Source organism: Pacificimonas flava (assembly GCF_000342165.1).
GTDB classification, from domain to species: Bacteria; Pseudomonadota; Alphaproteobacteria; order Sphingomonadales; family Sphingomonadaceae; genus Pacificimonas; species Pacificimonas flava.
On sequence record NZ_AMRV01000001.1, the window covers coordinates 287,399 to 299,769 of the forward strand.

Here is a 12,371-nt window from a genome sequence, read left to right on the forward strand (position 1 = left end):
GAGCGCGTATGTCCGAACCCCGCCATTATAGGAGGGTGGCGTCGGATGCGAGACCCCAAAGAGAGCCTAAAGCAAAGGACTGACGAGCCGTGCCGCATTGTCGGCGAGCTTATGGACGAGCCGCCGCGCTCGCCCCGTGGAGCGACAGCTCGTCGCTTTCGAGCAAATATCTCGCTTGTACGGCAGGCAATTCTTCAATCGTTGTCGGACTGAACATCGACAGGCCGACCTCCTCGTTCAGTTGAAAGGACCGGATGGCGACGTTGTTCGAGCCGATGACACCCAAATGCTGATTGATGCAGACGGTCTTCACGTGGAGTCAGTGGTCACGATACCGATGGAATGCGTACGCCGCATGGCAGGATCTCGTCATAATCGGAGGCATGCGCCAGGCTGATGAGCCACTGGTCGGCGACGGTGGATGAGGGCGTCATAGCCATCGATCAGCTCGATGCGATTTCCTGTCGTTACCGGGAAATTGCCCAGCCGTTCCGCAGGTGCTGCGACGCTGCGCGCTTCAATTCCCAATTGGCATGGGGTTGGCGGTCTGGATACTGTTCCCCTCCGGTCGGCGCGAGCGCAGGGGCTCGGCTTGCCGGCGTCCGGCGGCGCTTCGAGCCACCTCGCGACGTCAAGAAAGAAGGGCGTAAGTCTTGGAACCGGCGCGTTCGCCAGCGCGGAAAGCGAGGGCGCCCGATGGCGAGATAAAGGACGAGACCGGGAAGCGGCAGGAAGAAAATGAGAAGGAGCCAACGTGTTGCAGCCGCAGGCGCGTGGTGGAGCGGCACTACAAGCAACATGGCGATGCGCACGATTCATCCCGCTAGATAATAGAATTCTCCCGCGGCATGGGCAGATTTGGCAGGGCGGATACAACTGGGAAAAAGGAAAGCGCGCACAAGTCGGATCGCACTCTCACGCCGCGCGGCGATTGGCGCGGGATAGATGGATCGATAACGGACGTAACACACGGAAATATCGATACGTAGACGTAATATTAGAGCCTGCTCTTTATGATGGTGTCCCGATGGATCTGATCTACCAAAATCATGGAAATATTGTCTTGCTGGCCGGGGACGGGAAGGGCGCCGCAGAGGCTGCGGCTCTTCTGTCTCGTTGGGGGGTTTCTTATCAGGCCAGCGTGATGCCGCCGGATTCGGCGTCGAGGAACCAGCCTTCATATGAGTTGCTGATCCTCGACCTCACCGGCCTCGATCTGCCGAACCTGTCCGGGCAGGAGGTGGCGGCGGTCGCCGATATTGCCGATGTTGCTTCAACTATTGCCATAGTGGACTTAGACTCGCTGGACCATATCGGTCCCTTTCTCGACGCTGATCCTCTGGAATTTCTTTCCTGGCCGATCATGGAGGACGAGCTCATGGCAGCGTTGGCGAATGCTGGGGTCACGCAGTCTTTTCGGGAAGACGTGGCCGGGCTTGACGTTGGTCCTGAAGGATTGGCGAGCCTGCGGGAGGATGCCGAACGCGTAGCGCGCGCTCTGGCGCGCCTCGCGGAGGCGGACGTGGCGACGCGCCCCGCGCGCACCGGTCCCCGGCCGCCCAGTCAGAGTGCGCGCCTGCTGCGCGACCTCATCCGAAAGCGGCGGTTACGGTCGGAGTTCTTTCCAGATGAGCTTTTTGCGGATCCAGGCTGGGATATCCTCCTGGACCTGGCCGCGGCGCGGCACGAGCGCAAGCAAGTTTCGGTTTCCAGCCTTTGCATCGCCGCGTCGGTGCCGACGACCACCGGGCTACGTTGGATCAAGGCGCTGACGCGGATGGGGTTGATCGTTCGGAACGCAGATCCAACCGATGGGCGGCGGAGCTTCATTGCGATCTCGGAGCCGACCGCCGCCGTGATGGAACGGTATCTTGACATCACGCACTGACCAGCGCGGTTTCCGCCGCCAAACCTTTTTCGTCGGCGCGGCCCCTAGAAGGGCAGGTAATTCCGGTCCTTCGTGAATTTCAGGTAGCCGACATTGGCACCAATTCGCCACCCCGCGCCCAGCTTGATCGGAACGACGACGACGTTGCCGCGCTGGAGATAGTTCGCAGTAAAACCGCCGACGACATAGACCTTGCCCTCGACCGAGGGATAACGCTGAAACAGCTCTTCCGTATCGTAAAGATCGTAGACGAGAGCGAAGACCTTGTTCGCATCCCCGCCCACGTCGAAGCCAATGGACGGGCCCGTCCAATAAACCTCCTGGTCACCCTCCACGGCGTGATACATGCGTCCCGCACCATAGCGCAGACCTAGCGCGATCGCGCCCGACCCTTCGCTACCCACGATATACGCATTGGGTCGACCGCGTTCGCGGAAGATATCTTCAACCATCTTGGCAAGGCCCTCGGCGCCGTCGCCGAACACGCCTTCCGCCTGCGCGAGAATCTCTGCTTCGTCGAAGCTGTCAGTTTCGTCCTCCGGAGCCGTTCCGGCGCCTTCGGAGCCGTCCTCGCTCGCTACGGCCGGGGCAGTCGTCCCGGTGGTGGACGAGGGCGGGGGCGGTGAGGTCGAAGCGCAGGACGCGAGCAACACCGCGACGCAAGTTGTAACAAAACGGTGTCCTGAAAATTTCATTATGCTGGCTGCCCTACGGTTCTCGTCTCGGTTGCACTGGGCCTGTAGCAGGTTCGGCCCGTACCCGTCAGCATTACGTTTTCCGAATGTCCTTGCACTCGCAGCCTGCCCGTGTCTTTATTCCTGTTAAGAATACGAGGCGCGTCAGAACGCTTGCTGAACAGCCCGATAAATGGGGGCATCCGTTTGGAATGTGGGAGGAACATCGATGGTCGGCAATTCGGATTGGATTCAACGGGTACCCGTGCGCAGCGCGGAAGATATTCGCCCAGCGGCGGAGGCCCTGAAGGCGATTTTCGCCGAGAAGCTGCCGGGGTGGCGCGTGGTTCCCACAGCCAACATCGCGTCGAAGGCGCCGATGATCGATGTCGACGGGGAAGTGCTCGTTCTCGACGTTTACGGTTTTACGGAAGAGCAGGAAAAGCAGTGGGAAGAGAGCCGGATCGCTCTCCATTCGCCCCTTCATAGGGCCTGCCGTTACGAGAGCGAGCCCTTTTGGGTGAACAGCGACGGCTATCGGACCGGGCAACCGAACCCGTATCTGGATGGAATCGATCTCAGCAATTTCGAGAAGCGGGCCAGGTGCCAGGCGTCCCTCGTTTTCCCGCTACATCTGCCCTTCGGTCAAATCGGCGCGGTCTTTACCGGGCCCTGGGGAACGGACAAGACCGATCTTTCCGAAGAGTTCGCCGCGCACTCCGACGAACTCAGCATCTATGCTCACCGGTTTATCGCTGGCTATGCTAAGGTGATGCGTAAGCGGCAATGGCTGCCGACCGATTGCCAGCTTACAAAGCGCGAAGTCGAATGCTTGCGTTGGGCCGCCATCGGCAAGACCGACAAGGAAATCAGCCTGATCCTGTCACGCAGCCATGCCACAGTGCGCTTCCATATCCAGAATGCGGGGGAAAAGCTGGATGCGGTCAATCGCAGCCAGACGATCTTCAAGGCCGGGCAACTCGGCTACCTGGGACTCGCAGCCTGACACGGTAGAGGTTTCGAAAAGCACCTTGCTCACAGCGGTTCTCCCGCGACGGCAAACCAATAGGTGAAAGGGCAGCCGGTCCGAGCGGCTGCCCGATCATTCGGCCGGATCGTCAGCCGCGCGGCTCGATACCGGACATGCAAAGATATTTGATCTCCAGATAATCTTCGATCCCGTACTTCGAGCCTTCCCGGCCCAGACCCGATTGTTTGACGCCTCCAAAGGGCGCGACTTCCGTCGAGATCAGTCCCGTATTGTGGCCGACAATGCCATATTCCAGCGCCTCCGCCACACGCATGACACGCGCATAGTCGCGCGCGTAGAAATAGGCAGCAAGACCGAAAACCGTATCGTTGGCAAGGCGGATGCCCTCTTCCTCGCTGTCGAACTTGAAGACGGGGGCCAGCGGACCGAAGGTCTCCTCCGTGCTGACCTTGGCGCTCGTCGGGACATCCGCGAGCAAAGTGGGGGCATAGAAAAGATCGCCTTTCTCGCTCGGGCCACCCTCGACGAGAACGCGTGCGCCTTTATCGACGGCATCGCGGCGATGCTCCTTGACCTTCTCGATGCCATCCTTGTCGATCAGGGGGCCGATGTCCGTGCCCTCATCCGACCCGTTTCCCACCTTCAGAGCGCGAACCGCCTGTTCGAACTTCTCCAGAAATGCGTCGTAGATCCCGGCCTGCACGTAAATCCGATTGGCGCAGACGCAGGTCTGTCCGGCATTGCGGAACTTGCAGGAGATGGCGCCGGCGACGGCGTCGTCCAGATCGGCATCATCGAAGACCAAGAAGGGGGCGTTGCCCCCAAGTTCCAGGCTGATCTTCGTGATATTGGCCGCACACTGCTCCATCAATTTGGAGCCGACCTCCGTCGATCCGGTGAAGCTGAGCTTGCGAACGGCGAAGTTCGAGGTCATCTCCCCGGCGATCTCGCCTGCGCTGCCAGTCAGGCAGGACAGGAGCCCCTTTGGAACGCCTGCTTCCTCCGCAAGCACGCACATGGCAAAGGCGGAGAGCGGCGTGGCGGTCGCCGGCTTGATGACCATCCCGCACCCCGCTGCCAGGGCCGGCCCGACCTTGCGTCCGATCATGGCACTCGGGAAATTCCAAGGGGTGATCGCGGCGCACACGCCCACCGGCTGCTTCAGGACAAATATGCGCTTGTCTGGCTGATGTCCGGGGATGGTGTCGCCGTAGATTCGTTTCGCCTCTTCACCGAACCATTCCAGGAAACCGGCCGAATATTCGATCTCGCCGCGGCTTTCCTTCAAGGGTTTGCCCTCTTCGGCCGTCATGATGATCGCCAGGTCCTCCGTGTGCTCTCGCATCAGGTCGGCCCACCGGCGCATCACACCTGCACGCTCCCTGGCCGTTTTCGCGGCCCATGGCTTCATGGCCTCCTCCGCAGCAGCGATGGCCTTGCGGGTTTCCGACGCGCCCATTTTCGGCACGTTCGCAATCGTCTCTCCATTGGCCGGATTGACAACCGGAATGCGCTCGCCGGCGCCGGTCCATTCTCCGGCAAGATAACAATCCTGTTGGAAAAGATCGGGGCGCGACAGGCCAAGGTCGGTCATGGAAGAACTTTCGCGGTTATGAGGAAACATTCTGTTCCACAACGGGCGGCGGCGCGGCGAGTTTCGCCGGGGTTCCGCCATACGCACCGCGCACCCGGACGCCGCGGGCGACTACCGCCTCAGATTGCCCTCATAGATGTGCCAGGATGCCGGGTCGTCCACTGTTCGGCGGACCGTATAGGTGCCGTCATAGCCGCTGCCGGTCCCGTCGCTACGCAAGTCCTCGATATGAACCGGGACACGGACATGAACATAGTCCGCGACAGGTGCCGGGGCTCCCGGCTGGCCCACTTCGGCAATGGCAAGTTCCGTATCCTTGAAACCGTCGACAAAACGCCGGAATGCGGCGTCATCGGCGGCCGGCTCCTTGCCCCATAGCTGCCATGCGGTGGCGTAGTCGCGCCGGGACAACGCCTGGTAATAGGCCTCGATGACTGCCTTCGGCCCCTCCGCCCTGGCCCGTTCCGCCTCCGCCGTGGGTTCGCCTTCATGCTCTGCGGAGGACGTGCAGGCCGGCGCGCCGAGCAGACATGCGACCGCCAGCAGGATGGCGCCGCTGCGCACCGTCAGATGAGCCCACCACCGATGCTGATTCTGAGCAGCGCAACCAGCATGACGAAGATGTTAAAATTACGCCCGCTTTTCGACAGCGCCAACTGACCGATGCCGGCTCCCACGACCGCCGCGGCAAGCGACAACCATGCGCCCAGCGCTCCGACGATCGGGAAGATGAACGTCACAACCAGAAACAGAAATGTCACCAGACCAATGATAAGGGAGATGAGATTGAGCATGGCAGTCTTTCTGTTTCACTCTCTTCCTGTACGAAGACACTTAGAGGAGGCGGGCGCCGGTGCAAGGCAGGGCGCCGCAGTGGGAGACGCTTCGTGTTCGACAGCGAGTTGCTGCACGCATACCTGATTTCTGCCGCTCGCAATGGCGAAAGCGTCACGTATTCGCAGGCTCTGGCATCGCAGGGCTATGCCTTTACCAGGCCGAAGATGCGCGCCCTGTGTACGCTTCTCTGCGATATCGACGCGTTGGGGCGCAGCAGGGATGAGCCGGAACTCGCGGTTCTCGTGGTACGCCAGTCCGATGGATTACCAGGGCAGGGGTGGTGGACGAGTGGCGGGGGCGACAATTACCAGGGGCCATGGGTGGGGCCGAAAGCCCGCCGCCACGTCCAGCGATTGCAGGAGCGCGCCTTCACCTATTGGCAAAGCCGCTAGACGCGTGGTCTATCACTCGGCGAAGGTGTCGCAATCCGCCGCCTGACCAGAGCGATAACCGCGCAGGAACCAGCTCTGCCGCTGCTGCGAGGTGCCGTGCGTGAAACTGTCCGGTACGACGCGTCCCTGCGCCTTTCGCTGTAGCGTGTCGTCGCCGATGGCGTTGGCCGCGGCCACCGCTTCCTCAATGTCGCCCGCTTCCAGATATTGTGAATTGTCGTGGGCGAAGACGCCGGCATAGCAGTCGGCCTGCAGTTCCATGCGAACCTGAAGCGCGTTGCTTTGCGCCTGCCCAGTGGCTGACTGGGCGCGGCGCACCTGATCCGAAATGCCGGTTACCGTCTGCACGTGATGGCCGACTTCATGTGCCACGACATAGGCCGCTGCGAAGTCGCCGGGGCCGCCCATCTGCGCAAGCTGATCGAAGAAGCTCGTGTCAATATAGATGCTTTGATCGGCAGGGCAGTAGAAGGGCCCGACCGCAGCCTCGGCCACGCCGCATCCGGACTGACCGACACGGTCGTAGAAGTAGAGCATGGGTTCGGGATAATCCTGCCCCGCCTCTGCAAACTCAGCCGTCCAGACCGCTTCGGTATCGCCGAGCATAGTACAGACGAATGCATTGGTTTCGCTGAGGCCGCATGCGTCCGCAGCGCTGTCCACCGCAGTCCCATCCGCTGCGCGGGGCGGGGTGGGGGCAGAGACCGGTCCGCCCGCGCCGCCGAGCAGAGTCATCGGATCGATGCCGAAAACCAGCGCCGCGACCAGCGCGATGGCGAGGCCGCCGAGCGACAGCCCGCCCTTGCCGATGGGCAGGCCCGCGGTACGCCGTCCGCCCGAGCGAAAGCCGACATTTCTGCTTTGCCGCCGTCCACGCCACTCGACCATATCCGTCTCCTAAGCTGGCCTTTATACGAACTGCCCTGTCATACCGGGAACGCTGCGACTGCACAGGTCGAACTCACGCTCCTCGAGGCTCCGCATGTTCCAGGCGAATGCCGATGCCGTTCCCGGCCAGTTGTTCGGGATGCGGCCGTCGTGCTTGTACCAGGATTCGCAGTCCGCAGCCCACACGCTTCGGCCTAAGCGGCGCCGCAGAGCCTCGTTCCACGCCGCCTCCGCATCCGCGCGTACGTCGGCATATCGCAAATCCCGGCCCAGCACCGTGCGGATCATTTGGATGGTGAAATCCATTTGCCGCTCAGCGATGAAAATCATCGAATTGTGTTCGATATGGGTGTTTGGACCGTACAGGACGGCCATGTTCGGAAAACCGCTGACCAGCGTCCCCTTATAGGCATATGCGCCCTTCTCCCATTTGTCCCGCAGGTCCTGCCCCTCGAGGCCGGTGACTTCGACCGGCGCAATCGCGCTGGCAGTGTGGAAACCCGTGCCCCAGATCAGGATTTCAGCAGGAATTCGCATCCCGTTCGCAAGCTCGACCCCGGTCTGGTGCACACGCGTGACGGGGGCGGTGACCAGTTCGACATTCTTGCGCATGAGAGCCGGATAATAGTCGTTCGTAACGAGCAACGGCTTACAGCCCGGCGGATGGCCGGGCGTCAACTTGCGCCTGAGGACCGGATCGGGAACCTGTTCCTCCAGATGCCGCCGGGCGGTGTTCTCCAGGCGCCTCGCCATCAAGCCACCAGGATTTCCAATCGCGCGATGGGCGAGCTCACGACGAGAAAATGCATAGGCGCGCAGCATGGTCTGAAGGATCGGAAACCATCGAAATCCGGTCTGCCAACCGTGCGAGAATGCAAAGTCCTTGCGGGGCACGATCCAGTTGGCGGATCTTTGAACGACGGTCAGCTGCCCGGCGTTTTGCGCAAGATGCGGGACATATTGGACGGCGCTTGCACCGGTGCCGACGGCAACGACGCGCTTGCCGGCAATGTTGGCGTTATGGTTCCAGCGGGCGGAGTGAAACTGCACGCCGGCGAAATCGCGCTTTCCCGGAACGTCGGGCACCAGCGGCCGATTCAGCTGACCTGTGGCAAGGATCAGGAACCTCGCAGTCCAGGAGCGTTCGCCGGATGCGCTGACATGCCAGAGCCCCTCCCGCTCCTCGAACACGGCGCCTTGCGCTTCGACATTGAACGCGATGTGCGGGCGCAGGCCCGTATCATCGGCGGCATCGCGGAAATATTCGAGGATCTCCGGCTGCGCCGCGAACATGCGCGACCAGTCTGGCTTTGATCGAAAGGAGTAGGCATAGACAGGGCTCGGCGTGTCGCAGCTGGCGCCGGGATATGTGTTTTCGTGCCAGACTCCGCCGACATCCGCGGACTTTTCCAGGATGACGAAACTGTCGATTCCCTCTCTTTTCAGCCGAATTCCAGCGAGGAGACCGGACATCCCAGCACCCACAATGATCGCCGTCAGTCGTGGGGCCATGTCGATGCGGGTGCGGGCAGAGGGGGAACCTTCATCCATGCGGCTAAGATAGGAGGGGCCTCGCCGACCGGCAAAGCCGCGACGGGGATTTGAAGCGGAAGAGGTTCGGACGAGACAATCCAGGCGACATCACCCGCTATTATCTACGGCGCTGAGCCATGCCAGTTGTATTCTTGCTCATGACCGCCCATAATCGAAAGATGTTCAACGGAAGCGAAGGGAGGTGATCCGATGTCTCATGGTTCAGAGCAGAGGTCGGTTCAGTCCGTTTGGGAGGCTTCTGCCCTTTAATCTGGGTAGGGTCTTCACGGTCGTCAAAGCCGACCGCTGATCCATGCAAGGGGTCTGACGCAAAGCCAGCGTTCAGGCCCCTTTTATTTCCGGCTGCGGTTGCGACGCCTGTCTTGTTCGTGGACATATTCCAACCCTGCCGATGCGCAGAGCCGTACGCCCGCTCGGAACGATACGGGCCGGAAAGCGATTGCCTCCATCGAGGTCGAAACACGTCTGTTACAAAGAGGGAGATTGTTATGAAGATAAGAATGATTGCGGTTGCAGCAACATCGCTGCTCGCCGTCGCAGCCTGTTCGTCGACTGGCACCGACAGCGGAAACATGGACGGTGCGAGCGCCAACGCCGGCTCCAGCTCTTCCTCCAGCGCTGCTGCAAATGCCGAGGGTGTCATGGTCGGCGGTGCGGAAATGCTGCCGACGAACACGATCGTCCAGAATGCGGCCCTGTCGCAGGATCACAAGACGCTTGTGGCCGCAGTCAAGGCTGCCGGCCTGGAGCAGACGTTGAGCGGTCCGGGCCCTTACACCGTCTTCGCGCCCACAGACGCGGCCTTTCAGCGCCTGGGCGGCGTCGTCGATCAGCTGATGATGCCGGCTGCGAAATCGCAGTTGCAGGACATCCTCAACTACCATGTCGTCTCTGGTGACATGAGCGCCGAGCAGATTATGTCTCAGATCGAAAACGGCGGCGGCACCGCCATGCTGACGACGCTGCAGGGCGGCGAACTGACCGCGAAGATGCAGAACGGAAACGTGGCCCTGACGGATGCGCGCGGCAATACCGCTTATGTCACGGTGGCCGATGCGAAGGCATCGAATGGGGTCGTGCACGTCCTGAACGGCGTCCTTTTGCCTCCCGCGCCCGCCAATCCGGCGCCGACCGGCCCGACCCCGGCGCAGCCGCAGGGTCAAATGCCGGCGAACACCGATACGCCGCCGACTGGGCCGGGCACGCAGAACTAATCGCTGCGCAATCGTCATGAGTTGGGCGCGGACGCCGTTGCAGCGGTGTCCGCGCCACTTTTTTATTCGGCTATGAGAGGGTAGCAACCAACAATGCGTCTCTGCCTTCTCTTGCTGCCAACTCTATTCCTTCTGGGTTCCTGCGGGAATATCGACCTTCCTACGCCTGCGGAGCAGCAGGCGGCACGCACCGAGTTGCCCAGCGTTTTTGCCCCCGTTGCCTTGTCACGACGGAACGGGCAGTCGGTGATCGCGCTGCGCTGGGCTGTGAAGGAACCTTCGTTCACGGAAACGAAGTGGCGCTGGCAGGAGGTGGAGGTAACGGCGGAAGCCAATTCGGCGGGAACCACGGGCATTACGATCGCCCGAACCGTTACGCTGGATCCGCGCGCCTTGTCGAAAACGGTGCCGGCCGCCTATTCCCGTGACACCTGGGCCTTGGAATTGCGTTGCGAGGACGGGCCGTGCATCACCGAAGAGGTGACGAGCATCGTGACCGAGAACGGCGAGCGGAGTTTCAGCGAAACGGAGCGGACGACTTCCCGCACGCACCTTTGGCTGTTCGAGGAATATCAGCCCAGAGACGAAGCGCTGATCCTCGTCAGAAGGGCGATCGGCGCCGCGCCGCGCTGACGCTTGCAGTCGCTGGTGAGCGGGCTAGGCTTTGGATCACGCCGGACCATGCCGGCGAACGATAATCCAGGGGAGAATGACATGACGAAATCCATCCTGCTCGCAGCGGCCTTGGGCGCGGCTGCAATGACCGTGTCGGCTTGCGATTCCGGTGCGCCTGCGGCCAATACAGAGACCGTCCAGACGGAGGAGGCTGTGGAGGAGCCGGCCGGCCCGCAGATTATGGAAGTTCTGGCGTCGCGCGAAGATATGGGAACGCTGACCCAATTGCTGCAGCAGGCAAATCTTGGCCCCGCGCTGGAAGGTGCCGCCGACGTTACCCTGTTGGCGCCCACTGACGAAGCCTTTGAGAAGGTGGAGCCCTCGACGCTGGAATTTTTGAGTGACCCGGCGAATGCTGGCACACTGCGCAATGTGCTCGGTTTCCACCTTCTGCGATCCACCATGACAGCTGAGGCGCTCGGCGCGTCGATCGATGGCGGCAGTCAGGCTGAGGCGACCATGACGACGTCGAACAACTACAGACTGACGGCACGGCGCAACGATGACGGCGATATCGTCATCGTCGATGAGAATGGGAATGAGGCGAGGCTCGTCGCAACCGATCTGGAGGCGGTGAATGGCATCGTGCACGTTGTCGACACGGTGCTGATGCCGCCAAGCGGTTAGGCTCTGTCGCTGGCGCCGGTGTCCGGACCCAGGGTTCGGGCGCCGGCCTCGCGCAGGCGCGGCCCAGCGGCGGCGCTCAGTGCGGGGGAACGGGAATCCTCCATCAGTTCACGGCGAACTCTTAGGGAGCGGATCGAGATCCTGGTTTCGCGCAGGAAATACACCAGCCCGACAACGATCAGGAGCATCGCCAGGACGAACAGGGCAGCAATCAGCGTTCCCAGGAGCGGGATTTCAACAAATGCTCCAACGAACAGCAGAGCCACGACCAGCGCGATGGCAAGCGCGCTTGCGACGCAGCAATAGATCGCGCTGTGTGTCAGAGCGATCCGCTTGTCCAGCAATGGCAATTCGGCCAGCGCCCGCTGACGGGCATCATCGTTCAGGCTTGCAAATTGCTTTTCCAGATCCCGCGCTCGGCTGACGACCCTGGCAAGTCGCGACGTCAGAACATTCAGAAGCGCGCCGATGCCCGCAATCAGGAAAACCGGTGCGAGGGCCCCGTCGACCAGTTGGCCGATTCCCTGCGTGTCGGCCGTGCGCAAAGCCACCTCGGCGGTACTCTCGGCGACGCGTTCGAGAATTGGCTTCGGCGACATCATGAAGGGCGCTTCAAGCGCTACCCGCTTTCGCCGTCAACGCATGGCGGCAGGCGAGGCCGCTTTTGCGACGAACCGAAGCGTTATTCCTGCACCCGCCGGGGCGCCGGGGCGTTTACCATGTGCCGGCGCATGAAGCCGGTATCGCAGGAGTGCGTATCATGGAAAAGAAACCATCTCAGCAGCAGAAAAAGCAGCAACAGCAGGGCGGCGAAAATCGCCAGCCCGGCCAGCAGCAGCAGGACCGGTCCGGCGGAAAGCAAGACCAGAAGAAGCAGCAGCGCTGAGACTTCGACCCGCACTTTTCCTGAACGGGCCTGACGCCACCGGCTTCCCCCCTTTGCCGGTAGGTTGACGGCCCAGATCCCCCGCGCCTCTCCGCTTGTGTCCACGGCGGAGGACGCGGGTTTTTTATGGCTCGCCCTAGCCCTTCTGCGC

General features: G+C 61.7%; 16 protein-coding genes. 7 read left to right on the forward strand and 9 right to left on the reverse strand.

Annotation, left to right across the window (positions count from 1 at the left end):
* Window positions 1-109: 109 nt before the first annotated feature.
* Window positions 110-313, reverse strand: coding sequence for a phospholipase D-like domain-containing protein (locus C725_RS01360; protein ID WP_008599668.1), 204 nt, complete (start codon window positions 311-313; stop codon window positions 110-112).
* 154 nt (window positions 314-467) lie between these two features.
* Window positions 468-800 carry a PLDc N-terminal domain-containing protein gene (locus C725_RS16880; protein ID WP_078056112.1) on the reverse strand — a complete coding sequence of 111 codons (333 nt, stop codon included), beginning with the start codon at window positions 798-800 and terminating at the stop codon, window positions 468-470.
* A gap of 227 nt (window positions 801-1,027) precedes the next feature.
* On the opposite strand from C725_RS16880, the gene C725_RS15115 reads away from it, so the two are divergent.
* Window positions 1,028-1,888 carry a winged helix DNA-binding protein gene (locus C725_RS15115; protein ID WP_051051177.1) on the forward strand — a complete coding sequence of 287 codons (861 nt, stop codon included), beginning with the start codon at window positions 1,028-1,030 and terminating at the stop codon, window positions 1,886-1,888.
* A gap of 44 nt (window positions 1,889-1,932) precedes the next feature.
* On the opposite strand, the gene C725_RS01370 is transcribed toward C725_RS15115, so the two are convergent.
* Entirely contained in the window at window positions 1,933-2,541 is a 609-nt protein-coding gene (locus C725_RS01370) for a DUF1134 domain-containing protein (RefSeq protein ID WP_243442666.1), read from the reverse strand.
* 250 nt (window positions 2,542-2,791) lie between these two features.
* On the opposite strand from C725_RS01370, the gene C725_RS01375 reads away from it, so the two are divergent.
* Window positions 2,792-3,568, forward strand: coding sequence for a helix-turn-helix transcriptional regulator (locus C725_RS01375; protein ID WP_008599672.1), 777 nt, complete (start codon window positions 2,792-2,794; stop codon window positions 3,566-3,568).
* Between the two features lie 112 nt (window positions 3,569-3,680).
* Here the strand turns inward: C725_RS01375 and C725_RS01380 are convergent, their stop codons facing one another.
* The 3 genes from C725_RS01380 to C725_RS01390 all read right to left on the reverse strand — a co-directional run bounded on the left by C725_RS01380 (window position 3,681) and on the right by C725_RS01390 (window position 5,941).
* Window positions 3,681-5,147 (reverse strand): NAD-dependent succinate-semialdehyde dehydrogenase, encoded by a 1,467-nt coding sequence (locus C725_RS01380; protein ID WP_008599673.1) that lies wholly within the window; start codon window positions 5,145-5,147, stop codon window positions 3,681-3,683.
* 111 nt (window positions 5,148-5,258) lie between these two features.
* Window positions 5,259-5,711 carry a hypothetical protein gene (locus tag C725_RS01385; protein WP_008599674.1) on the reverse strand — a complete coding sequence of 151 codons (453 nt, stop codon included), beginning with the start codon at window positions 5,709-5,711 and terminating at the stop codon, window positions 5,259-5,261.
* A gap of 2 nt (window positions 5,712-5,713) precedes the next feature.
* A complete protein-coding gene (locus C725_RS01390) occupies window positions 5,714-5,941 on the reverse strand; it encodes a hypothetical protein (protein WP_008599675.1) in 228 nt (75 codons plus the stop codon).
* A gap of 93 nt (window positions 5,942-6,034) precedes the next feature.
* Between C725_RS01390 and C725_RS01395 the strand changes: the two genes are divergently transcribed.
* Window positions 6,035-6,376 (forward strand): hypothetical protein, encoded by a 342-nt coding sequence (locus C725_RS01395; RefSeq protein ID WP_008599676.1) that lies wholly within the window; start codon window positions 6,035-6,037, stop codon window positions 6,374-6,376.
* A gap of 12 nt (window positions 6,377-6,388) precedes the next feature.
* Here the strand turns inward: C725_RS01395 and ypfJ are convergent, their stop codons facing one another.
* On the reverse strand, window positions 6,389-7,264 hold the full coding sequence (gene ypfJ, locus C725_RS01400) for a KPN_02809 family neutral zinc metallopeptidase (protein WP_008599677.1): 876 nt from the start codon (window positions 7,262-7,264) through the stop codon (window positions 6,389-6,391).
* A gap of 21 nt (window positions 7,265-7,285) precedes the next feature.
* Window positions 7,286-8,815, reverse strand: coding sequence for a flavin-containing monooxygenase (locus C725_RS01405; protein WP_008599678.1), 1,530 nt, complete (start codon window positions 8,813-8,815; stop codon window positions 7,286-7,288).
* A gap of 491 nt (window positions 8,816-9,306) precedes the next feature.
* On the opposite strand from C725_RS01405, the gene C725_RS01410 reads away from it, so the two are divergent.
* The 3 genes from C725_RS01410 (at window position 9,307) to C725_RS01420 (ending at window position 11,334) form a co-directional block, all read left to right on the forward strand.
* The gene (locus C725_RS01410) at window positions 9,307-10,032 is read left to right on the forward strand and encodes a fasciclin domain-containing protein (RefSeq protein WP_078056084.1); all 726 of its coding nucleotides are present in this window, start codon (window positions 9,307-9,309) and stop codon (window positions 10,030-10,032) included.
* A gap of 246 nt (window positions 10,033-10,278) precedes the next feature.
* Complete coding sequence (locus C725_RS01415) at window positions 10,279-10,665, forward strand: hypothetical protein (protein WP_008599681.1); 387 nt, start codon at window positions 10,279-10,281, stop codon at window positions 10,663-10,665.
* Between the two features lie 81 nt (window positions 10,666-10,746).
* Complete coding sequence (locus C725_RS01420) at window positions 10,747-11,334, forward strand: fasciclin domain-containing protein (RefSeq protein ID WP_008599682.1); 588 nt, start codon at window positions 10,747-10,749, stop codon at window positions 11,332-11,334.
* On the opposite strand, the gene C725_RS01425 is transcribed toward C725_RS01420, so the two are convergent.
* Window positions 11,331-11,936: a DUF2721 domain-containing protein gene (locus C725_RS01425; RefSeq protein ID WP_008599684.1), complete on the reverse strand. Its 606-nt coding sequence runs from the start codon at window positions 11,934-11,936 to the stop codon at window positions 11,331-11,333. The genes C725_RS01420 and C725_RS01425 overlap by 4 nt on opposite strands.
* Before the next feature lie 119 nt (window positions 11,937-12,055).
* Here C725_RS01425 and C725_RS16330 point away from each other — a divergent pair, with 119 nt between their 5' ends.
* Window positions 12,056-12,220 (forward strand): hypothetical protein, encoded by a 165-nt coding sequence (locus C725_RS16330; RefSeq protein ID WP_160165700.1) that lies wholly within the window; start codon window positions 12,056-12,058, stop codon window positions 12,218-12,220.
* Window positions 12,221-12,371: the final 151 nt, after the last annotated feature.

Bases quoted from the DNA above. Each gene is read 5' to 3' on its own strand.
- C725_RS16880 (WP_078056112.1), bottom strand. From the start codon at position 800: ATGTTGCTTGTAGTGCCGCTCCACCACGCGCCTGCGGCTGCAACACGT.
- C725_RS15115 (WP_051051177.1), top strand. From the start codon at position 1,028: ATGGATCTGATCTACCAAAATCATGGAAATATTGTCTTGCTGGCCGGG.
- C725_RS01375 (WP_008599672.1), top strand. From the start codon at position 2,792: ATGGTCGGCAATTCGGATTGGATTCAACGGGTACCCGTGCGCAGCGCG.
- C725_RS01380 (WP_008599673.1), bottom strand. From the start codon at position 5,147: ATGACCGACCTTGGCCTGTCGCGCCCCGATCTTTTCCAACAGGATTGT.
- C725_RS01390 (WP_008599675.1), bottom strand. From the start codon at position 5,941: ATGCTCAATCTCATCTCCCTTATCATTGGTCTGGTGACATTTCTGTTT.
- ypfJ (WP_008599677.1), bottom strand. From the start codon at position 7,264: ATGGTCGAGTGGCGTGGACGGCGGCAAAGCAGAAATGTCGGCTTTCGC.
- C725_RS01405 (WP_008599678.1), bottom strand. From the start codon at position 8,815: ATGGATGAAGGTTCCCCCTCTGCCCGCACCCGCATCGACATGGCCCCA.
- C725_RS01410 (WP_078056084.1), top strand. From the start codon at position 9,307: ATGAAGATAAGAATGATTGCGGTTGCAGCAACATCGCTGCTCGCCGTC.
- C725_RS01420 (WP_008599682.1), top strand. From the start codon at position 10,747: ATGACGAAATCCATCCTGCTCGCAGCGGCCTTGGGCGCGGCTGCAATG.
- C725_RS01425 (WP_008599684.1), bottom strand. From the start codon at position 11,936: ATGATGTCGCCGAAGCCAATTCTCGAACGCGTCGCCGAGAGTACCGCC.